Origin of the sequence: Streptomyces sp. BR1, assembly GCF_052373795.1 — a bacterium.
Taxonomy (GTDB): Bacteria; Actinomycetota; Actinomycetes; order Streptomycetales; family Streptomycetaceae; genus Streptomyces.
The window spans coordinates 4,415,149-4,436,999 of record NZ_CM126252.1; the positions used below are offsets into that span (position 1 = coordinate 4,415,149).

The following is a 21,851-nucleotide window of genomic DNA, read 5'->3' on the forward strand; positions in this document are numbered from 1 at the left end:
GCATCCCGCGCCGATCACCCGATCAGCAGTCGGTGCGTCAGGAGCCGGCGAGTCGGCGGTCCTCGACTTCGAGGGCCAGGCGGCCGGACGCGTCCGCCCGCACGCTCAGGCCGCCGGGGTAGTGCCCGGGGGCGAGGTCCAGCGCCGCCGGGACCTCGTGCCGAGCGCCGTCGGGGTGGACCAGCCAGGCCTCCCACCGGTCCGCGTCCGGCGCCCGCACGCCCCGGGGAACGGCGTACGGCGCACGCGGCACACCGGTCAGCCCGGACAGCGCGACCCGCACCGCGAACCGGCCCCCGTCCACCCGCACCCCACAGACGAACTCCGCCCCCGACCGCGCATGCCGCACCGCCAGTTGCGTGGGATGCGGCCCCGGCCCGTACACCGGTCCCCCGAGCTCGACCGTGTCCGCGTCCACAGGCCGATGCGTGTCGACCACAGCCCCGTACCGCCGCACGGACACCACGACCCGCCCCTCCCGCGCCCCGATCAACAGCCGCCTCCCATCCGTCAGTTCCTGCACCAGAGCCGGGTCACCGCACCGCTCCAGCGGGCGCAGCGCGGCTCGTCGGATCGTCCCGGCGCCGCCCCCGGCACCGGCGAGCACCACGCCCACCAGCCACTCGCCGTCGCCGAGGCGGGCCGGGTCGAGGGTCAGCTCGAAGCCCGATCGGGCCTGGTCAGCGGGCTGCGAGGGTGCGTTGTCAGTGGTGGGTGGCAAGCTGATTGCACGGACCGGGAAGCGGTGAAGTCGGCGGCCGCCGCGCTCCTGGCCCAGTGCCAGCAACAACCTGCCCGGGCCTGCGTTGCGTACGTACGCGAAGCCGGTCAGCCGCAGGGTTCCGTCCGGCCGCCGCTGAACTCCCGACAGCCGGGCCACCACCGGCAGTTCGCCGCGTCGCACCCGCGCGGCGCGCCCGGTAAGCGGCCCCACTCCCGGATACGTCACCCGGCCCGCCCGCACCGGGAAGACGCCCACCCCGTTGGCCTGGTCGAAGGTCAGCACCTCGACCAGCTCGTCGAGCCGGTTCTCGCGTACGAGCTGCCACTTGACCCGCAGGTCGGGGGAGAGACAGCGGGTGGCGTCCGTGCCCGCGCGCTCCAGGAAGGCCCGCGCGCCGGTCATGAACGCCTCCCGGTAGTCCGGGCCGCCCAGCGGCAGGCCCTGGAGGAAGTAACCGAAGTCGTCCCCCAGACAGGAGGTGTCGTAGCGGCGGCGCTGCTCGGGCAGGGCCCCGGCCAGGAAGCGGCTGACGTCCTCGCAGCCCGCGATCCGGTCCCGGACGCCCTGCGGGTCCGTGCGCCGCTGGGTGATCGAGCCCTCGCGCACCCGCCAGTAGTAGACGTGCTCGCTGACGACGTCGACGGCGTCAGCGAGGAAGTGCGCCGGGATCACCACCGGCGTGTCCTCGTACAGCCTGCCCACCGGAAAGGAGAAGGCGTGACGGTCCCAGAACGAACGGCGGAACACCTTGTTCCAGGCGACCCGGTCGGTGAGCAGCCGGGGGTCGCGGGTGATGTGGGTGCGCGGCCGGTCGGCGGTCAGCCAGCGGTACTGCCAGGCCTGGCGGCGGCCCCCGGCGTCCAGGCGCCACACATTGCCGGAGGCGAAGTCCGAGCCGGACGCGTCGAGGGAGGAGGTCAGGCGGGCATACGCGTCGGGCGCGAGCACGTCGTCGCTGTCGGCGAAGGCGAGATATTCGGTGCCGGGGGCGGTGTGCGCGACGCCCGTGTTGCGGGCGGCGCTCAGTCCGGCGTGCGGTTGGCTCAGCCAGCGGAAGCGGGCGTCGCGGCGGGTGAACTCCTCGGCGATGCGCGGGCTGTCGTCGGTCGAGCCGTCGTCGACCACCACCACATCGAGGGCGCCCATCGTCTGCGTGGCCAGCGACGCCAGGCACTCCTCCAGATACGCGGCCACGTTGTGGACGGGCACGACCACGCTCAGCCTCGGCGCGGTGGCCGTCGCGGCGAGCGCGTTCGTCGCAGCGGGCGCCTCGGGGGACACAAGCGCCTTCGGGGGAACGGCGTGCGGTGGGTTCACGCCAGGTCAACCCGGCCTCACCGTACTGGTTACCGATGCTGACCCGATCGGGTGAGAGGGCGTATGGAGGGCCGTGACCGGTGGTTACGCTCGGCTGCCATGTCGCGCTCGCGCCCCCTCTTCAGCGTCGTCGTCCCGGTCCACCGCGTGCAGGGCTTTCTGCGCGCGACCCTGGAGTCGGTGCTCGACCAGTCGTACGGGGACCTGGAGCTGATCGTCGTCGACGACCGCTCGCCGGACGGCTGCGGCGCGATCATCGCCGAGTGCGCCGAGGCCGACGCGCGCGTGCTGCCCCTGGCCCTGTCCGTCCACCAGGGTCCGGGCCCGGCCCGCAACGCCGGGGCGGCGCACGCGTGCGGGGACCATCTGCTCTTCCTCGACGGCGACGACCTGCTCCTGCCCGGAGCGCTCGGGGCGCTCGCCACCAGGCTGCGGGAAAGCGGCGACGACGCCTTGGACGTGCTGCGGTTCGGGCACGAGCGGAGCGACTGGTGGGAGCGGGTCACTCCGGGCGCCCCGCCGTTCCCGGACGCGCCGAGCCCGCCGGTTGCCTGGAACCGGCTGTTCCGGCGTGAGTTCTGGCTGCGGCACCAACTCGCCTTCGCCGACGGGCCGTACGAGGAGATCGCCCCGGTCGTACGGGCCGAGCGGCTGGTCGCCTACGGGCGCGCGGCCTCGCTCGACCGGGTCTGCGTGCGCGTACGGGAGCGGCGCGCCGGGGGCTTCGCGGCCACGCCGGGGCGCGGGCACTTCCGGGTCCTGGACGCGTACGCGCCGCTGCTCGCCGCCGACCCCGGGCTGCGCCCGACGGCGGCCGCGCACCTGCGGGCCGTCCGGGACGACCCGGGCCGCATCCCCCCGGCCGGCCGCCGCGCCTTCCACCACGCGGCCGACCGCCTCCTCGACGGCGCCCTCGGCCCGTACACCGTTCATCGAGCACAGCAGGTAATCGATCAACGGAAAGGAGCGGCAGGGGAGTTGGTCGGGCGCGCCAAGAAGAGTGCGCGCGCCCGCATTCTGCGTACCGCCTATCGCGCCGATCTCCACCGGCCGCTCGATCCGCATCTCGTCGTCCACGGCGCGTACTGGAACCGGGGTGTCACCTGCAACCCCGCAGCCATCCATGCCAAGGCGCGCGAACTCACGCCTCAGCTGCGGCACTTGTGGGTGGTGGGGGCGAGGTACGCCGAGCGGCTGCCGCCCGGGATCGATTACGTGGTGGCGGGGTCGCGGGCGTACTGGCGGGCCATGGCGACGGCCGCGTATCTCGTGAACAACTCCAGCTTTCCGGGCGGGTTCACCAAGCGGCCCGGACAGGTGTATCTCCAGACGCATCACGGCACGCCGCTCAAGTCGATGGGGCTTGACCAGCGGCGTTACCCGGCGCTCGCGGCCACCATGGACTTCGACAAGATCCTCGCCCACGTCGACCAATGGGATTTCAGCCTCTCCGCCAACCCCCACTCCACCGAGATCTGGGACCGCGTCTACCCGTCGTCCTCGTACACGCATCTCAACCTCGGCTACCCGCGCAACGACCGCTATTTCACGGCTACTTCGGACGAGATCGCCGCTATCCGCGCCTCGCTCGGCATCGAGCCAGGAAGGCGGGCGATCCTGTACGCGCCCACTCACCGCGACGGGCGGACGGACGGGTTCGCATCCCCGCTCGACCTGGCCGCTTTCGTACGGGAGCTCGGGGACGAGTACGTCCTGCTGGTGCGGGCGCACTACTTCCACGGGACGTCGGCCGCTCTGCCCGAGGACCCGAGGCTGCTCGATGTCACCGGCCACCCCCGCGTCGAGGACCTGTGCCTGGCGGCGGACGCGCTGATCACCGACTACTCGTCGCTGATGTTCGACTACGCCTGCCTGGACCGGCCGATCGTGGTGCACGCCCCCGACTGGGCCGCCTACCGGGCCACCCGGGGCACCTACTTCGATCTGCTCTCGGGGTGCCCCGGCGAGACCCCGGGCGCGGTCGCCACCAGCGACGACGAGCTGATCGGGCTGTTCCGCGAAGGGGCGTGGGACACGGATGCGACGGACAAGCTGCGTACAGCGTTCCGGGTGCGGTTCTGTCCGTACGACGACGGGCGCGCGGCGGAGCGGGTCGTGCGCCGCGTCTTCCTCGACGAGGAACCGCCCCAGCCCGCGCCCGCCCCCATGCCGAGCCCCGCCCCGCCCCCTGGCTCCGCGCCCCCGTCACCCGGATGGACGGGCTGAGGTGACCGGCCCCGGGCTGGGGGGTTGAGCACGCGTGGGGCGGGAAGCGCCCCGCCCGTCGGCAGGAAGGTACTCCCCGTATGACGCCCCGCCTCAGCGTCGTCGTCCCCGTCCACAACGTCGAGGAGTATCTGGGCGCGTGTCTGGAGTCGCTGGCCCGGCAGAGTCTCGACGACCTCGAAGTGGTCCTGGTGGACGACGGCTCCACGGACGCCAGCGCCGCCGTCGCCCGTGAGTTCGCCGCGCGGGACGAGCGGTTCACCGTGGTCGGCAGGGAGAACGGCGGCCTCGGCGCCGCCCGCAACACGGGCGTGCGGCACACCGCGCCCGGCGCCGAATACCTCGCCTTCGTCGACAGCGACGACGTACTGCCCTCGCGCGCCTTCGAGTTGCTGGTCGGCTCGCTCGACAAGTCCGGCTCCGACTTCGCGTCCGGCAATGTGCTGCGTCTGGGCGCGGGCGGACGGCTGCGCCAGCATCCGCTGTTCACCGAGCCGATGCGCTCGACGCGCCGCGCCACCCATGTGACCGACTACTGGCCGCTGCTGCTCGACCGGATCGCCTGCAACAAGGTGTTCCGCCGGGAGTTCTGGGACGCGCGCTCGTTCCCGGAGGGTGTCCTTTACGAGGACATCCCGGTCATCCTGCCCGCGCACTTCGCCGCCCGCTCGGTCGACGTGCTCCAGGACGCCGTCTACTACTGGCGTTTCCGGGACAGTTCGATCACCAACAAGCGGGCGGTCGTCCGCGGGGTGGCGGACCGGACGGCGGCGGTGCTCGGGGTGAGCCGGGGGCTCATGGGGACACCGGGGCACAAGAAACGTTACGACGAGTCCGTGCTGCGCGAGGACCTCTGGTACTTCATGCAGGTCCTGCCCGACGGCGACCCGGCGTATCAGGAAGCGTTTCTGCGGTACGCGGGTGAATTCACCGATCAGGTGGATCCCGAGGTACTCGCCGGGCTGCCGCTGCACCACCGGGTGAAGTGGCATCTGGCCTGCGAGAAGCGGCTCGAAGAGCTCGTCGCGCTGCTTGAGTTCGAGCGCCGCAGCCCCCGTACGCACCGGGTGCGCGGGGTGCGGCGGCGCAGCGCCGAGTACCCGGCGCTCACCGCGCCCGTCCCGCGCGACGTCCTCGCGCTCGCGCCCGGGGACCTGCCGCTGGAGGCCCGGCTGACCGGCGCCGGGTGGCACGAGGGCACGCTCAAGCTGACCGGGTACGGTTACGTCCGCAATGTCCCGGCGCAGGTGCGGCGGCACGCGCTGAAGGCGGCCTGGCTGCGCACCCCCGACCGGCGCGCGCTCCCGTTGCGCCTGCGGCGCGTCAACGACCCGTCCATCACGGCCCGTTCGGGCCAGGAACTGCACGGTTACGACTGGGCGGGATTCGAGATCACCGTCGATCCGGCGCGGCTGCTCACCGAGGCCGCCTCCACCACCTGGAAGCTCGTCCTCGGGGTGCTCGGCCATGGCGTCGCGCGCCGGGGCGGGGTCGCGGACGAGGGCGCGCACCTCGGCGTGCACTACCTCGACGAGCACACCCGTGTCGTCCCGGTCTTCGTGAACGGCCGGTTCCAGCTGACCGCCGAGCGCGTCCACACCTGGCTGACCGGCCACGACAGCCACGACGACCGCCTCACGCTCACCGGCGAGACGACCACCCGGGCGGTGGCCCTGCGGCTCGGCCACTGGCACTCGGACGCGGCGATCCAGGTGCCACTGGCGCGCGACGGCGGCCGTTTCACCGCCGAGGTGCCGCTCGACGAACTCGCCCAGGTGCGCGGCCGGGGCCCGGTCAGGGCCCCGCACGGCGAGGCGCGGCCCGCCGACTCGTACAGCGTCCAGCTGGTCAGACCCGACGGCAAACGCCTCGCCGTCGCCGCACCCCCAGGGCTCCCGCTGGGCCGCCACAAGGCCCCCGGCGGCCGCGAACTCGCCGTCACCGTCAGCGCCTGGGGCAACGCGCTCGTCACCGACCAGCTCCCGCACGCGTTCGCGGAAAGCATCGTCTGGACCGACAACTCGCTGGTCGTCGAGGGGTGTTACGGCGGCGGCGAGGATCTGCCACTCCGGCTCTGTCACGCCGCCACCGAGGAAGAGGCCGAGCTGCCGGTGCGGCACGCGGGCGATCGGCTGCGGGTCGAGTCCGCGTACGAGGCGCTGACGCTGCTCACGGACGGCACCTGGCAGCTGTACGTCGGGGACGCGCCGGTCCGGGTCCCGGTCGCCGCGCACCCCGGTCTGCCCGCAGCGCGAAGGATCGGCGGACGGGACTTCTCCGTCGAGCGCCGCAGCCACGACCAGCTGGTCCTCGTCGTCTCCAAGGGGGCGTCGGCGTGCGCGAGTTGAGCATCGAGGGCGCCTGGGTCAGCGAACCGCAGGTCTTCCTGGACAGCCGGGGCAGCTTCCACGAGTGGTTCAAGGAGGGCGACTTCCACTCCGCGACCGGCCACGCGCTGGGCCTCGCGCAGGCCAACTGCTCGGTCTCCGCGCGCGGCACCCTGCGCGGCGTCCACTTCGCCGATGTGCCCCCTGGCCAGGCGAAATACGTGAAGTGCGTACGGGGAGCGGTCCTCGACGTCGTCGTGGACCTGCGCACCGGCTCGCCCACCTTCCAGCAGTGGGAGCCGGTCCTGCTCGACGACCGCGACCACCGGTCCGTCCATCTCGCCGAGGGCCTGGGCCACGCCTTCATGGCGCTGACCGAGGGCGCCACGGTCGTCTACCTCTGCTCCCAGGGGTACGCGCCCACCCGTGAACACGGCATCCATCCGCTCGACCCCGACCTCGCGATCGAGTGGCCGACCCATCTCACCCCGCTGCTCTCGCCCAAGGACGCGGGGGCGCCGAGCCTGGCCGAGGCGTTGGACCGGGGCCTGCTGCCCTCGTACGCGGCCTGCACGGCCTGGTACGCGCGGCAGCGGGCGGCCCTGATCCCGGCCCAGCAGTGACGTTCAGGCGGCCGAGCCCACGCGCTCGGCCGCCACGAGCGCGGGCAGCGCCTCGGCCAGCGCCTCCCGCCAGTGCCTGATCGGCGCGAGGCCCGCCTCGCGCCAGCGGTCGTGGCCCAGGACGCTGTACGCGGGGCGCGGCGCCGGGCGCGCGTAGGCCGCGCTCGTGGTGGGCCGCACCCGCGCCGGGTCCGCGCCGAGCAGCCGGAACGTCTCGCGGGCCAGCTCGCACCAGGTGCCGTGGCCGCCGCTGGTGCCGTGCCAGTACCCGGCGGGCGCGGTGCCCGCGAGCGCCGCCTCGCCGAGCCGTACGAGCCGGTCGGCCAGGTCCGCCGTCCAGGTGGGCTGGCCGCGCTGGTCGTCGACCACGTCCAGGTGCTCGCGCGCCGACTCCAGCCGGATCATGGTCCGTACGAAATTGGCGCCGCCCGCCCCGTACAGCCAGGCCGTGCGCACCACATGGCCGGAGTGCGGCAGCAGCGCGCGCACCGCACGCTCGCCCGCCAGCTTGGTCCGCCCGTACGCGGTGCGCGGGGCGGTCGGCGCGGACTCCGGGTACGGGCTGGTGGCGTCCCCCGCGAAGACGTAGTCCGTGGAGACATGCAGCAGGAGCGCGCCCGTCTCGGCGCAGGCGCGCGCCAGATGTTCCGCGCCCTCGCCGTTGATCCGCAGCGCCTCCGGCTCGCGGGTCTCGGCGTCGTCGACGGCCGTCCAGGCGGCGCAGTTGACGACGACGGCCGGGCGGGCCGCCGCGACCGCGTCCCGTACCGCCGTGGCGTCGGTGAGATCGAGCGCCGAGCGGTCGGCGGCGTGCGTGGGGCGGTCCGCGAGCCGGGCCACCACGTCCCGGCCGAGCATCCCGCCCGCGCCCGTGACCAGCCAACTCCCGCTCACAGGGCGGCCTTCGCGCGCAGCGGCTCCCACCAGGAGCGGTTGTCGCGGTACCAGGCGACGGTCTCGGCGAGCCCTTCGGTGAAGTTCCGGCGGGGCGCGTAGCCGAGCTCGGCGCGGATCTTGGCGCAGTCGACCGAGTAGCGCCGGTCGTGGCCCTTGCGGTCCTCGACGTACTCGACCCGGTCCCAGTCCGCCCCGCACGCCGTGAGCAGCAGTCCGGTCAGCTCCTTGTTGGTGAGCTCGGTGCCGCCGCCGATGTTGTAGATCTCGCCGGGGCGCCCGCCGGTCCGCACCAGCTCGACGCCCTGGACGTGGTCGTCGATGTGCAGCCAGTCGCGGACGTTCAGCCCGTCCCCGAACAGCGGCACCGTGCCGCCGTCGAGCAGCCGGGTGATGAAGAGCGGGATCACCTTCTCCGGGAACTGGTGGTGCCCGTAGTTGTTGGAGCAGCGCGTCACCCGTACGTCCAGGCCGTGGGTGCGGTGGTACGAGAGCGCCACCAGGTCGGCGGACGCCTTGGAGGCCGCGTACGGGGAGCTCGGCCGCAGCGGGTGCTCCTCGGGCCAGGAGCCGGAGGCGATCGAGCCGTACACCTCGTCCGTGGAGACCTGGACGAACGGGCCGAGCCGGTGGCGCAGTGCGGCGTCGAGGAGCGTCTGGGTGCCGAGCACGTTCGTCGTCACGAACTCGGCGGCGCCCAGGATCGAGCGGTCGACGTGCGACTCGGCGGCGAAGTGCACCAGCTGGTCGTGCTCGCCCACCAGCTTGTCCACCAGGCGTGCGTCACAGATGTCGCCCTCGACGAAGGCGAAGCGGGGGTGGGCGCGGACCGCGTCGAGGTTGGCCGGGCAGCCGGCGTAGGTGAGCTTGTCGAGGACCGTCACGGCGACGCCGCCGGGCCCCGCCGGGCCGAGCAGCGTACGGACGTAGTGCGAGCCGATGAACCCGGCGCCGCCGGTGACGAGGATGCGGGATGTGGTCGTCATGCCGAGATCTGCACCTTGCTGTGGTCACCGAGGACGAGCCGGTGGGCGGCGGGGATGTGCGGGGCCGGGGTGATCTCCACGTCGCGGCCGATGAGGGATGCTTCGATACGGCCGACGCCGTGCAGCGACGAGCCGCTGAGGACGATGGAGTACTCGATCTCGCTGTCGGTCACCCGGCAGTTCTCGGCGATCGAGGTGGACGGGCCGATGTAGGAGTTCTCCACCACGGTGTGCGGCCCGATGATCGCCGGGCCGACGATCCGCGAGCCCCGCACGGTGGCGCCCTTGCCGATCCGCACCCGGCCGATGATCTCGGTGGCGTCGTCGACCGAGCCCTCGTCCTCAGGGGTGAGCAGCTCCAGGACCGAGCGGTTGACCTCCAGCATGTCCTCGACGTTCCCGGTGTCCTTCCAGTAGCCGGAGATCACCGTCGAACTCACCTTCAGGCGCTGGTCGATGAGCCACTGCAGCGCGTGCGTGATCTCCAGCTCGCCGCGCTCCGACGGGTTGATCGCGCGTACGGCCCGGTGCACGGCCGGGGTGAAGAGATAGACGCCGACCAGCGCGAGGTCGCTCTTCGGGTTCAGCGGCTTCTCCTCCAGGCGCGCGACCCGCCCGTCGGTGTCCAGCTCGGCGACGCCGAACGAGCGCGGGTCGGGCACCTTGGTGAGCAGGATCTGCGCGTCCGGCCGCTCGGCCCGGAACTCGTCGACCAGATCGGTGATCCCACCGACCACGAAGTTGTCGCCCAGATACATCACGAAGTCCTCGTCGCCCAGGAACTCCCGGGCGATGAGCACCGCGTGCGCGAGGCCGAGCGGGGCGTGCTGCGGGATGTAGGTGACACGGAGCCCGAACCGCGAGCCGTCGCCGACGGCGGCCCGGATCTCGCCCGCGGTGTCCCCGACGATGATGCCGACGTCCGTGATCCCGGCGGCCGCGATCGCCTCAAGGCCGTAGAAGAGCACCGGCTTGTTGGCGACCGGCACCAGCTGTTTGGCCGAGGTGTGGGTGATCGGCCGCAGCCGGGTGCCGGCGCCGCCGGAGAGTACGAGTGCTTTCACTTCAGACCACCGGATTCCGAGAGGCGAGGGACAGGTAGTGAACGACGGCTGAAGCCGGGGATTACGCCTGGTGGTGAACCATACGGGTGATTCACCGCATGGTGCTTTTGCCCAAGATCCGCAGGCGGAGCAACTGCCCCGGGGTGAAAGTGCTTTGATCGCTCCGGCGCGTACCGTCCGGTGGTTGATACGTTCGGCCGCCATGAGCGCGCAGACATTCGGGATGAACTGGGACGTACGGCGGGGCAGGGTCCTGGTCGGGGCCGTCGCCGCGGTCGGGTTTCTCGCCAAAATGGTGCTCGCGGCGAACACCCGGGGGCCCGCCGACGTCTACTTCTTCTCGCAGTTCGCACGGCACATCGAGAAAGTCGGGCCGATCCGCATCTACGCCCATCCGATGCGGGGGCTGCCGGTCTACAACCATCCGCCGCTGGCGGGCTGGATGCTCCTCGGGCTCGACCGCATCGCCCGGCTCGGCGTCGAGTTCGGCACCCTCATTCGTACGCCCGCGTGCCTGGCCGACTTCGCCGCCGCGCTGCTGGTGTTCGAAATCGTACGGCGGCGGCGGTCCGTACGGATGGCTGTCGCCTGCGGAATCGGCGTGACCCTTTCGCCCGTTCTGATTCCCGCCTCGGGATATCACGGGAACACCGATTCGGTGGCGGTGACCTTGGCGCTGGCCGCCGCCTGGCTGCTCGCGGACCGCAAGTCACCGCTCGCCGCCGGGGTGTGCGCGGCGGTCGCCGTGAGCATCAAGTTCGTGCCCGTGGTGGCGCTGCCCGCGCTCGCGGTCGCGGCCTGGCGCGGTGGGCGGCGGGAGTTCGCGCGCTTTGCGGCGGGGCTCGGCTCGGTGCTGCTCGTGCTGTGGGGGCCGGTTCTGCTGACCGTGCCGGGCGCGCTGCGGGCCAACGTCCTCGAATACAAGGGCGGCAACTTCCGGTTGTGGGGGATCGTCAAGTTCGCCGACTGGCTGGGCTTCACCAATGAGTCGATCGCCACGCTGCGCGGCCCCGGCCACTTCGTGGTGGTCCTGATCTGTGTGGCGGCGGGCGTCTGGCCGGCCTGGCGCCGCCCGGACCGGCTGCCGCTGGCGGTCGCGGTCACCCTGAGCGTATTGCTGCTGCTCAGCACCGCGTCCGGCGTGCAGTACCTGGCCTGGCCGGTCGCCGCGCTCTTCGCCGTGGGCGTCTGGGAGGGCCTGGCGTACAGCGTGCTCGCCGGGGTGCTCGCGTCCTGGGTCTACACGATCCAGAAGCCCACCCGCTGGACGTACGACCAGCAGGTCCTGGGGGCGTACGCCTGGGCGGCGCTGCTCCTCGGGATCGCCTCCGGGTACCGGGCGATCTTCGCCGACCACAGGGCACAGCCCGCCGGGACGACCCCCCTCGCCCCGGCGCCGCGCGCCGAGCAGACCCCCACCTCCGTCAACTGACCGCCCCGCAAAGGTCCCTGGAGACGCCCGTGCAGGAAATCCCCGCCCCCGCCCGCAGCCCCCGGATCGGCATCCTCGTCGTCGCGTACAACGCCGAGACCACTTTGGAGAAGACCCTCGACCGCATTCCGGTCGACTTCCGCTCCCGTATCGCGGAAATCCTGATCCTCGACGACGCCAGCCACGACGGGACCTTCACCGCCGGATGCCGCTGGTCCCAGGCCGAGGGAATGCCGCAGACCGTCGTCATGCGGCACACCAAGAACCTCGGATACGGCGGGAACCAGAAAGCGGGATACGCGCTCGCGGCGGAACGCGGGCTCGACATCGTCGTCCTGCTGCACGGCGACGGGCAGTACGCCCCCGAATTGCTGCCCGAGATGGTCGCGCCCCTCGTGAACGGCGACGCCGACGCCGTGTTCGGCTCCCGCATGATGCACAAGGGCGGGGCGCTGCGCGGCGGAATGCCGTTCTACAAATGGCTGGGGAACCGGATTCTCACCCGTCTGGAGAACTCGCTCCTCGGCTCCCGGCTCACTGAATTCCACTCCGGCTACCGCGCCTACAGCATGGCCGCGCTGCGGGGGCTCCCCATCGAGCGCAACACCGACGCGTTCGACTTCGACACCCAGATCATCGTCCAGCTCCTCGACTCGGGGATGCGGATCCAGGAGATCCCCATCCCCACCTATTACGGCGACGAGATCTGCTATGTGAACGGTCTGAAGTACGCCAAGGACGTGGTGAAGGACGTCCTCGAATACCGGCTCGCGGTCAAGGGGTTCGGCACCTGCCCGTGGATTCCGAAGCCCGACGGATACGCCTTCAAGGAGGGCGACGGCTCCTCGCACTCCGTCATTCTGGAGCGCATGCGGGGCCTGCCGCCGGGCCGCGTCCTCGATCTCGGCTGCTCCGGCGGCCTGTTCGCCGAGCGGCTTGAGGCGATGGGGCACGAGGTTACCGGCGTCGACTGCGTCGAGGTGGCGGGGGTGCGCGAGAAGTGCTCGCGGTTCTTCCTCGCCGACCTGGAGGAGGGGCTGCCGGAGGGCGTCGGGCGCGGTTACGACTATGTGGTGGCCGGGGACGTCGTCGAACACCTCTCCCGGCCCGAGCGCGTCCTCGCCGAGATGGCCGGTGTGCTGCGGCCGGGCGGCCAAGTGCTGCTCTCCGTACCGAACTTCGGGCACTGGTACGCGCGCCTTCGCGTCGTCCTCGGGGTGTTCGGGTACGACCGGCGCGGCATCCTCGACGAGACGCATCTGCGCTTCTTCACCCGGGCCAGCCTGCGCCGCACGGTCCGCGACGCGGGGTACGACGTCCTCCATCTGACCTCGACCGGCGCGCCCTTCTGGGCCCTGCTCGGCGGGCGCGGTCTCAAGGGGGTCCTCGCCTCGGCGCTCGGCGGGATCTCGCGGCTGCTGACCCGGCTGCGGCCCACCCTGTTCGGCTATCAGCACGTCGCCGTTCTCACGCCGCACGCGGCCGAGACGATCATCGCCGGGGAGCACGTCGATGTACAGGACATCCTCAACCGTCAGTACACCCCCGCCGACCGCGTGGGCGTCTGAGCCCGCGTCGCCGCCTGTGTCCGAAGTCCCGGTCAGGAGACCGCTGTTGAACCTGCCCAGCCTTGCCCTGCTGCTGTTCGCGGTGTTCTCCTCGGCGGGCGGCCAGATCATGCTCAAGCACGGGATGCGCACGGCGGCCGCCGCCGTGGAGCGGGGCGGCGGCTCGATCGCGCTGCGGGCGGCCACCAGCCCGTGGATCGTGATCGGCCTGGTGGTCTTCGCGGTGTCGGCGGTCGCCTGGATGTCGACGCTGGCCCGGGTGCCGCTGTCGATCGCCTACCCGTTCAACGCGCTGGGCTATCTGCTGATCGTGCTGGCCAGCTCCACCGTGCTGCATGAGCGGACGTCGGTGTGGACGTGGGCGGGCTCGCTGCTCGTGGTGGTCGGGCTCGTCACGGTGATGGCCGGCCAGCAGGGGTGACCCGCCGGGCGCCGCTCTGGCCGGGCAGTGGCGCCACGGCTCGCTCCATCGGTGTCGGCGCGTCGGCCTCCTCGCCGAGGAAGACCGTGCGCACCACCCGCTCGGCGGCGCGCCCGTCGTCGTACGCGCAGAACCGCTCCCGGAAGGCGGCCCGCAGCACCGCGTTGGCGTCGCTGCTCCAACTCCCGCTCCGGAAGCAGGAGATGAGCTCGTCCGCACTGGTGGTGACCGCTCCGGGAGTGTCCCCGGGGCGGCCCGACAGCAGGTCGAAGCAGACGCCCCGGACCGTGCGGTAGACCTCCCAGTCGGGGGCGTGCACCACGATCGGGCGGTCCAGGTTGGCGTAGTCGAACATCACCGAGGAGTAGTCGGTGACCAGCGCGTCCGCGGCCAGGCACAGGTCCTCGACGCGCGGGTGGTCGGAGACGTCGAGCAGCCCGGGGTGCTCGGGCAGGGCGGCCGACGTGTAGAAGTAGTGGGCGCGGACGAGCAGTACGGTGTCCGGGCCGAGCGCGTCGGCGACCCGGGCCAGGTCGAGCGCGCTGTGGAAGCCGCGCTCGTAGTCGCGGTGCGTCGGCGCGTAGAGGATCGCGCGGCGGCCCGGCGCGATGCCGAGGGTGCGGCGGACGGCGGCGATGTCCTCGGCGGTGGCCGTGGCGTACACGTCGTTGCGGGGGTAGCCCGTCTCCAGGTGCTTCACCGCGCTGGGGTATGCGCGCGACCAGGTCTCGGTGGTGTGCGCGTTGGCCGAGAGGGAGTAGTCCCAGCGGTCCACCCGGGTCAGGAACCGGCGGAAGCTGAATCCCTTGGCGGCGGCCGGGTGGGCGAGCTGGTCCAGGCCCATGCGCTTGAGCGGGGTGCCGTGGTGGGTCTGGAGATGGATCTGGCCGGGCCGCTTGACCAGGTGGTCGGGGAAGTTGACGTTGTTCACGAAGTACGTGGCACGGGCCATGAGCCGCCAGTACGCGCTCGTGTCCGGCACCACGAACGCGTGCCCGGCGGCCGCCTCCGCCTTGCCGACCACCCATACGCCCTTGATGTGCGGGGCGAGCCGGGCGGCCGCGCTGTGGATGGCGGCCGGATTGCAGCTGACGCCCCGGTTCCAGTACGCGGCGTACACCGCGAGCCGAGGGTCGAGCGGGAGCAGCCGCTGGAAGCGGTAGTAGTGACGAAATGCCGTGCGCAGTACGGACTTTCGCAGGCCACGCGCGCGTGAGCGCAGCCTGCGACGGCCCGCCAGGGCCCCGTCCAAGGCGGCCAGCGCCCACGGCCGGCCCTCGGTGAAGAGGCGGGCGCGGAGCCCGGCGCGGCCGCCGGGGGTGCGGTGTCCGGCCGGGCGGTGGGTCCGGCAGAACGCGGCCACCGCCCGCACATACGCGGCCCGGCCCCGGCGCCCGCCCGGGTACAGCTTGAGCAACTCCCGTACCGCCAGGGCGTACAGCGGTCCGCGCAGCTTCTCGGTGCCGGGGCGCTCGGCGGTCTCGGTGAGCAGCCGCGCGTACTCGGCGACGATGTCACGGCGGTCGACGCGGGGGCGCGCCACGGCCCGCTGCCCCCGGTGGTCCACGCACGGCGTCGGCAGGCACGCCACCGACTCGGCCGCCATCAGCGTCGTCAGCGCGCACCTTGCCTCGGCCCGCTCGCCGGAGCCGAACGACAGGCCCTCGGCGCGCCAGAACGTGCGGCGCACCGTCCGGTTCCAGCTCACCGGGGCCACATCGAGCAGGCCCGGTCGCGCGGCCGCCGAGGTCACCGCGTCCCCGGCCGCCCGCAGCACGTCCAGGGAGCGGCTGGGTTCGGGGGTGCCGAGGAACGGCGTACGGAGGTGGCCGAACAGCAGCACATCCGGCTCACCGGCCTCCTTCAGCCGGTCCGCGAGCGCGGCGAGCGCGCCCGGGAGCTGGACGAGACCCGGCTCCAGGAAGAGCAGATAGTCGCCCTGCGCCTGCCCCGCCCCCGCGTCCCGACGCTCCCCGGCGCTCACCGTCAGCGGCAGGTGTACTGCCCGCACCCGGCGGTCGGCGGCGGCCAGTTCGTCGAGCAGGCGCCCCGAGCCGTCCGTCGAGCCGTCGTCGACGCCGATGACCTCGACATCCCCGTACGACTGGCCAAGCACCGACTCCAGGCACTCCCGCAGCTGTCCGCGGACGTCGTGGACGGGCACGATGACGGTGAAACGGGGCAAGGAGGGACCTCTTCCGGGGTCGGGGGATGACAGGGGGGTCAGACCAGGCCCGCGAGTTCGCGCTGGGCCGCGGCCGAGCGCAGGACGGCCGAGGGGGCCGGGCGGCGGTCCTCGACGGGGACGAACGCGGGCAGGTTCGCGCTCTGCCCGAGGAAGACCCGGCGCACCACCCGCTCGGCCGCGTGCCCGTCGTCGTACGGACAGAAGCGGGCCCGGAACGCGGCCCGCAGCTGGGCCGAGCGGGAGCCGCGCCAGTGGCCGGTGGAGAAGATGTCGATCAGCTCGTCCTCGGTCCTGGCGACCGCGCCCGGCGGGAAGGCGCGCAGGTCGAAGTAGGTGCCGCGGGCCGCCTCGTACGCCTCCCAGTCGTCGCAGTGGACGACGATCGGGCGGTCCAGGTTGGCGTAGTCGAACATCAGGGACGAGTAGTCGGTGAGCAGCGCGTCGGCGGCGAGGCAGAGCTGCTCGACCGACGGGTGGGCGCTGACGTCGATGACCCGGGGGTGGGTGTCGTCGCCGGTCAGCGGGGCGCCGTAGGAGAAGTGGGCGCGGGTGAGCAGGACGAAGCCGGGGCCGAGCCGGCGGGCCACGCGCTCCAGGTCGAGCGGGAGGTGCTGGCTGCGCCGGTAGTCGCGCGGGGTCGGGGCGTAGAGCACGGCGGTGGCGTCGGCGGGGATGCCGATCAGCTCGCGCAGCCGGGCCACATCGGCGGCGTTCGCCTCCTGGAAGACGTCGTTGCGCGGGTAGCCGTATTCGAGCGTGGTGTAGCCCGAGGGGTAGGTGCGCTCCCAGGTGAGGGTGGAGTGCACATTGGCGGAGAGGCTGTAGTCCCACTGGTCGGCGCGGGCGACCAGGGCGGCGAAGTCCGTGTCGCGGGCGGCGGCCGGGCGGTCCATCAGATCCAGGCCCATCGTCTTCAGCGGGGTGCCGTGATGGGTCTGGAGCAGCGTCTGGCCGTCCCGCTTGACCAGCCGGTGCTCGAAGTCGGCATTGCTGACCAGGTACTTGGCGCGGGCCAGCGCCGTCCAGTACGCGAAGGTGGCCGGCCGCAGCTTGCGGGTGGCGGGCGGCACGGTGTGCACATGCTCGGGCGCCGCGATCCAGGCGGTCCGCACCCGGGGCACCAGCTCGCGCACCTTCGCCTCGATCGCCGCCGGGTTGCAGGCGTACCCCCGGTTTCCGTACGCGGCGAAGACCGCCTCCTCCCGCAGCGGCAGGCGCAGTTGGACGCGGTAGTGCAGCCGCAGCACGGCGGCGCGCAGCATTCGTCCGAGCGCCGGGGTGTGCCGCACCACGCGGGCGCGCAGTGCCCCCAGCGCCCCCAGGCTGCGATACGTACGGTGGGCGCCGAGCCGGACGAGCCCGTGCCGCACCCGTACGCGCAGGGTGCGCGGGCCCGCACCGGGGGAGCGGTGGCGGCGGTACTGGGCGCGGGCGCGGCGGAAGAACTCGGCCCGGCTGCCGCGCGGCAGCCGCACCCGGGTGGTGAACACGGTCAGGACGTGGTCGGCCATCTTCCGGAAGATCAGCGGCCGCCAGCAGGCCAGCTCCGGGCGGGAGTCGATGAACGCGAAGACCCGGTCGTACTGGTCGAAGAGGTCGAAGTGGCGGTGGCTGGTGGTCGAGAGGATGCTGCCCTGGCGGCGCTGGTGGTAGTGGACGCAGACGCGGTCGAGCGTGGTGAGCGAACCGGCCGCCATCAGCGCCGGATACGTCCACGGCGCGTCCTCGTAGAAGCCGGGCGCGAAGCGGAAGCCCTGCTCCTCGACGAACTCGCGCCGGTACGCCTTGTTCCAGACCACGCTGAGCAGCTTGAGCAGCCCCGGCCGGTCGGCGAGCGTGCAGGTGGCGGGCCCGGTCTCGGCGAGCTGGGCGGCCGACTTGTTGCGGACCCGCTCGCCGTTCCAGTACGTACGCGCGTAGTCGTAGACCAGCACGTCCGGGTCGCCGGTCTCCTTGAGGCGGTCGGCGATGGCCTGGAGGGCGCCGGGGGTGAGGGTGTCGTCGCCGTCGAGGAAGACGATGTAGTCGCCGGTGGCGTGGGCGAGTCCGGCGTTGCGGGCGGGGCCGAGACCGGTGTTGACGTCTAGGTGGACGGCGGTGACGCGGCGGTCGCGGGCGGCGAGTTCGTCGATGACCGCCCCGCACGCGTCCGGTGAGCAGTCGTCCACCGCGATCAGTTCCAGGTCGTCGTAGGACTGACTGAGTACCGAACCCAGGCAGTCGTGGAGATACGCCTGGACCTTGTACACGGGAACGATCACGCTGAACCGGGGCATGGCCCGTAGAACGGCGAATGCCGCGAGCGGGTTACGCCGCTCGCGGCAGACGGGGTAAAGCCGCGGCGGCTATTTGACGGCGCCCGCCATCACCCCGGAGACGAACTGGCGCTGGAAGGCGAAGAAGACGGCCAGCGGGATGACCATCGAGACGAAGGCGCCGGGCGCGAGGACGTCGATGTTGTTGCCGAACTGCCGTACCTGCTGCTGGAGGGCGACCGTGATCGGCGGGTGCTTGGAGTCCGCGAAGATCAGTGCGACCAGCATGTCGTTCCAGACCCACAGGAACTGGAAGATGCCGAGCGAGGCGATGGCCGGGCCGCCCAGCGGGAGCACGACCCGGGTGAACAGCCGTATCTCGCCCGCCCCGTCGAGCCGCGCGGCCTCCAGGAGCTCGCGCGGGATCTCCGCGAAGAAGTTCCGTAAGAGGAAGATCGCGAACGGCAGTCCGAAGGCGACGTGGAAGGTGATCACGCCGACCGTCGTCTCGAAGATCCCGATCTTGCCGAAGAGCTTGGCGACCGGTACGAGGGCGATCTGGACCGGGACGACGAGCAGGCTCACGACGACCATGAACCACCAGTCGCGGCCGGGGAACTCCATCCAGGCGAAGGCGTATCCGGCGAGCGAGCCGATCACGACGACCAGGACGGTGGCCGGGACGGTGATGATCACCGTGGAGAGCAGCGAGTCGGTGACGGTCTTGTTGTCGAGCAGGGTGGAGTAGTTGTGGAAGGTGAGCTGGGAGGGGTGGCTGAAGATCTTCCACCAGCCGCTGGAGGCGATGTCGGAGGGGCCGCGCAGCGAGGAGAGCAGCAGCCCGACGGTCGGCATCAGCCAGAACAGCCCGACCAGGATGAGGAAGACCCGCATCGCCCCGCCGCCGGCGCGGGCGGCGATCCTGGCGGGCAGCGACTGCTTGGCCCGGACGATTCCGTCGACAGCCGTCATCGCCGCGCCTCCCGCCGCATCCTGCGGATATTGAAGAGCATCACCGGCAGGACCAGGATCAGCAGCAGTACGGCGATGGCGCTGCCGATGCCGAGGTCCGCGTCCGTGCCGAACGAGGAGCGGTAGAGCTGGAGCGCCAGCACATTGGCGTCGGCCTGGCTGGAGCCCGGGGCGATGATGAAGATCAGGTCGAAGATCTTCAGTACGTTGATCACCAGCGTGACCAGGACGACCGCGAGGACGGGCGCGAGCAGCGGCACCGTCACGCGCCGGAACACCTGCCACTCGTTGGCGCCGTCCACCCGCGCCGCCTCAAGCAGCTCACGCGGAAGCCCCGCGAGCCCGGCCGCGATCAGCACCATCGCGAAACCGGCCCACATCCAGATGTACGAGCCGATGATGGCCGGGGTGACGAGGTTCGGGCCGAGCCAGTTGACGCCGTTGTACGGCTCGTGGAAGTTGCTCTGCGGAAGCCGGAGTCGGGCCCCGTCGGCCTTGGCGGGGAGTGTGAACGTGCCGTCCGAGCGGGCGGTGGCGGTGGCGACGACCGAGCCGTCCTTCACGGCCTCGATCTTGAGGCCCTTGAGGCCGAGCTCCTTGGGGTCGACGACGTTGGGGGTGCCGCCGCCTCCCCTGGTGAAGTCCAGCCAGGCCGTACCGGTGATCTGGCCGGGCTCCGGCTGTGCGGCCTTCGCGGGCTTGGCCGAGGACGGCATCTTGTCGGCGGCCACTCCGACGAGCGGGAGCAGCGCGGGCTGCCCGGCGTGGACCACGTCCTTCGTGATGAACGAGCCGCCGCCGCCCGCCTTCAGGGGCGCGGAGGGCAGTGGATGGGCGCGCGGGAACCCGGCGGACTGCGCGAACGTGTCGTGCACGCCCACCCAGACCGCGTTGGCGACGCCCCGGTCCGGGTCCTGCTCGTACACCAGCCGGAAGATGATCCCGGCGGCGAGCATCGAGATCACCATCGGCATGAAGACGATCAGCTTGAACGCCGTTCCCCAGCGCACCCGTTCGGTCAGGACGGCGAAGATCAGGCCGAGCGCGGTGGCGATGGTGGGCGCGCAGACGACCCAGATCGCGTTGTTCTTGACCGCCGTACGGATGGTGTCGTCGGTGAAGAGCGTCTTGTAGTTGTCGAACCCGGCGAAGCCGTCGCCGGACTGGTCGAAGAACGAGCGGTAGACCGAGTAGCCGATCGGATACACGACGAGCGCGCCGAGCAGTACGAGCGCGGGCAGCAGGAATCCGGCGGCGAGGTACTTGCGCGTGCCGGTGACGCTGCGGCGCGGACGCGGGGCGGCGGCACCGGCGGTGGGCGCGGTGGTCATCGCCGGATCAGTTCTTGTACGCCGCGGCCGCGTCGGCCTCCAGTTCGGCCTGGGCGCCGGTGACGTCCTTGGGGTTCTTCAGGAAGTCCTGAAGGTCCTTCCACTCGCCCTTGCCCGGGGTCCCGCCGAAGGACTGCGGGGCCTGGTCGGACATGTCGAACCGGACGTCGTCCCCGGCCCCGACGAGCGCCTTGGCGATGTCGCGCTGCACGTCATTGGGATAGGCGGCCAGGTCGGTCGCCTTGTTGGGCGAGACGTAGCCGCCCGCCGCCGCCCAGATCTTCGCCGCGTCCGGGGAGGCCAGCCAGGTCAGCAGGGCCTGGGCGCCCTTGGTGTCCTTGAGCGCCACGGCCGCGTCGCCGCCGGTGACGACGGGCGCCTTGGCGCCGACGGCCGGGAACGGGAACACCTTGGCGTCGGTGCCGATCTTCGCCGAGGTCTGCGCGATGTTGACGCTCACGAAGTCGCCCTCGAAGACCATGGCCGCCTTGGGCTGGTCGCCGCCGGTGAAGGTCTGGGTGACGGAGGCCGGGAACTCGGTCTGCAGGGCGCCGGTGGTGCCGCCAGCGATGAGATCCGGCTTGCCGAAGAGCTGGCCGAGGGTGGTGAGCGCGTCCTTGACGGACGGGTCGGTCCACTTGATCTTGTGCTGCGCGAGCTGGTCGTACTTGTCCGGCCCCGCCTGCGACAGGTAGACGTTCTCGAACCAGTCGGTGAGGGTCCAGCCGTCGGCGGCGCCCACGGAGACCGGGGTGACGCCGGAGGCCGAGATGGTGTCGGCGGTGCTGAGGAAGTCCTTCCAGGTCTTGGGGACTTGGGCGCCCGCGGTCTCGAAGACCTTGGTGTTGTACCAGACGAGGGACTTGTTGGCGGCCTTGAAGTACACGGCGTACTGCGTGCCGTCGACCTGCCCCAGGTCGCGCCACACCTTGGCGTAGTTCTTGTCGAGCTGCGCCTTGGCGTCCGCGCCGACGGGCTTGAGCCACTTCTTCTGCGCGGCCTGCTGGATGGCGCCGACCTGCGGGAGCATGGCGACGTCCGGGGGGCTGCCACCGGCGATCTTGGTGCCGAGGAAGTTGACGATGGGGTCCTGGGCGGGGACGAAGGTGACGCTCGCCCCGGTACGGCCCTCGAACTCTTTCAACACCTTCAGGAAGTTGGCCTGCTCGGGCCCGGTCCAGACGGCGGCGACCTCGATCTTCTGGCCGTCGAGCCGGGGGAGTTGTAGGGCGGGGGCGGCGCCGCTCTTGGAGGGCGGGAGTGTGCCCACACCACCATTCGCCTTCTTGTCGCTGCTGCACGCGGTGGCGACGAGGGCGAGCGCGCCGATGGCGGCCACCCCTGCCAGTCCTATCCGACCTGTCCGACCCGTACGCATGAGCTGTCCGCCTCTCGCCGCCGAGGTCGTCCCGTCCGGACAGTCCTACGCCGGGCGCGGGGGCCCCGCAATACCGCTCTCGCCCCCAACGGGCCGATCGTGATGGGCTCGTGACGTGGCGTCAGGGAGGTTTGGTCCCCACCCC

15 protein-coding genes are annotated in these 21,851 nt (G+C 71.8%); 6 read left to right on the top strand and 9 right to left on the bottom strand.

Annotation, left to right across the window (positions count from 1 at the left end):
- Positions 1 to 37 precede the first annotated feature (37 nt).
- Positions 38 to 2,041: a glycosyltransferase family 2 protein gene (locus tag ACT1U9_RS19235; RefSeq protein WP_444533943.1), complete on the bottom strand. Its 2,004-nt coding sequence runs from the start codon at positions 2,039 to 2,041 to the stop codon at positions 38 to 40.
- Positions 2,042 to 2,140: 99 nt separating this feature from the next.
- On the opposite strand from ACT1U9_RS19235, the gene ACT1U9_RS19240 reads away from it, so the two are divergent.
- From ACT1U9_RS19240 to ACT1U9_RS19250, 3 genes are all read left to right on the top strand, one after another.
- A complete protein-coding gene (locus ACT1U9_RS19240) occupies positions 2,141 to 4,267 on the top strand; it encodes a bifunctional glycosyltransferase/CDP-glycerol:glycerophosphate glycerophosphotransferase (RefSeq protein ID WP_444533944.1) in 2,127 nt (708 codons plus the stop codon).
- Positions 4,268 to 4,347: 80 nt separating this feature from the next.
- Complete coding sequence (locus ACT1U9_RS19245; RefSeq protein WP_444533945.1) at positions 4,348 to 6,615, top strand: glycosyltransferase family 2 protein; 2,268 nt, start codon at positions 4,348 to 4,350, stop codon at positions 6,613 to 6,615.
- On the top strand, positions 6,603 to 7,217 hold the full coding sequence (locus ACT1U9_RS19250; protein ID WP_444533946.1) for a dTDP-4-dehydrorhamnose 3,5-epimerase family protein: 615 nt from the start codon (positions 6,603 to 6,605) through the stop codon (positions 7,215 to 7,217). The genes ACT1U9_RS19245 and ACT1U9_RS19250 overlap by 13 nt, the downstream gene beginning before the upstream one ends.
- A 3-nt stretch (positions 7,218 to 7,220) precedes the next feature.
- Here ACT1U9_RS19250 and rfbD read toward each other — a convergent pair whose 3' ends face one another.
- The 3 genes from rfbD to ACT1U9_RS19265 are packed head-to-tail and all read right to left on the bottom strand — an operon-like array spanning position 7,221 to position 10,161.
- Positions 7,221 to 8,111: a dTDP-4-dehydrorhamnose reductase gene (rfbD, locus tag ACT1U9_RS19255; RefSeq protein ID WP_444533947.1), complete on the bottom strand. Its 891-nt coding sequence runs from the start codon at positions 8,109 to 8,111 to the stop codon at positions 7,221 to 7,223.
- Entirely contained in the window at positions 8,108 to 9,097 is a 990-nt protein-coding gene (gene rfbB / locus ACT1U9_RS19260) for a dTDP-glucose 4,6-dehydratase (protein WP_444533948.1), read from the bottom strand. Before rfbB ends, rfbD begins: the two co-directional genes overlap by 4 nt.
- Positions 9,094 to 10,161, bottom strand: coding sequence for a glucose-1-phosphate thymidylyltransferase (locus tag ACT1U9_RS19265; RefSeq protein ID WP_444533949.1), 1,068 nt, complete (start codon positions 10,159 to 10,161; stop codon positions 9,094 to 9,096). Before ACT1U9_RS19265 ends, rfbB begins: the two co-directional genes overlap by 4 nt.
- 202 nt (positions 10,162 to 10,363) lie before the next feature.
- Here ACT1U9_RS19265 and ACT1U9_RS19270 point away from each other — a divergent pair, with 202 nt between their 5' ends.
- Genes ACT1U9_RS19270 through ACT1U9_RS19280 form a run of 3 tightly spaced genes read left to right on the top strand, consistent with a single transcriptional unit; the run spans position 10,364 to position 13,582 of the window.
- Positions 10,364 to 11,593: a glycosyltransferase 87 family protein gene (locus ACT1U9_RS19270; protein WP_444533950.1), complete on the top strand. Its 1,230-nt coding sequence runs from the start codon at positions 10,364 to 10,366 to the stop codon at positions 11,591 to 11,593.
- A gap of 29 nt (positions 11,594 to 11,622) precedes the next feature.
- Positions 11,623 to 13,161 carry a methyltransferase domain-containing protein gene (locus ACT1U9_RS19275; protein ID WP_444533951.1) on the top strand — a complete coding sequence of 513 codons (1,539 nt, stop codon included), beginning with the start codon at positions 11,623 to 11,625 and terminating at the stop codon, positions 13,159 to 13,161.
- 46 nt (positions 13,162 to 13,207) lie between these two features.
- Entirely contained in the window at positions 13,208 to 13,582 is a 375-nt protein-coding gene (locus ACT1U9_RS19280) for a hypothetical protein (protein ID WP_444533952.1), read from the top strand.
- Here ACT1U9_RS19280 and ACT1U9_RS19285 read toward each other — a convergent pair.
- The 5 genes from ACT1U9_RS19285 to ACT1U9_RS19305 all read right to left on the bottom strand — a co-directional run bounded on the left by ACT1U9_RS19285 (position 13,554) and on the right by ACT1U9_RS19305 (position 21,706).
- Positions 13,554 to 15,767, bottom strand: coding sequence for a bifunctional glycosyltransferase/CDP-glycerol:glycerophosphate glycerophosphotransferase (locus tag ACT1U9_RS19285; RefSeq protein ID WP_444533953.1), 2,214 nt, complete (start codon positions 15,765 to 15,767; stop codon positions 13,554 to 13,556). The two genes, ACT1U9_RS19280 and ACT1U9_RS19285, sit on opposite strands and share 29 nt — an antisense overlap.
- A gap of 38 nt (positions 15,768 to 15,805) precedes the next feature.
- Entirely contained in the window at positions 15,806 to 18,046 is a 2,241-nt protein-coding gene (locus tag ACT1U9_RS19290; RefSeq protein ID WP_444533954.1) for a bifunctional glycosyltransferase/CDP-glycerol:glycerophosphate glycerophosphotransferase, read from the bottom strand.
- 69 nt (positions 18,047 to 18,115) lie between these two features.
- The gene (locus ACT1U9_RS19295; protein WP_444533955.1) at positions 18,116 to 18,997 is read right to left on the bottom strand and encodes a carbohydrate ABC transporter permease; all 882 of its coding nucleotides are present in this window, start codon (positions 18,995 to 18,997) and stop codon (positions 18,116 to 18,118) included.
- Positions 18,994 to 20,328: a carbohydrate ABC transporter permease gene (locus ACT1U9_RS19300; protein WP_444533956.1), complete on the bottom strand. Its 1,335-nt coding sequence runs from the start codon at positions 20,326 to 20,328 to the stop codon at positions 18,994 to 18,996. Before ACT1U9_RS19300 ends, ACT1U9_RS19295 begins: the two co-directional genes overlap by 4 nt.
- Before the next feature lie 7 nt (positions 20,329 to 20,335).
- Positions 20,336 to 21,706, bottom strand: coding sequence for an ABC transporter substrate-binding protein (locus ACT1U9_RS19305; RefSeq protein ID WP_444533957.1), 1,371 nt, complete (start codon positions 21,704 to 21,706; stop codon positions 20,336 to 20,338).
- Positions 21,707 to 21,851: the final 145 nt, after the last annotated feature.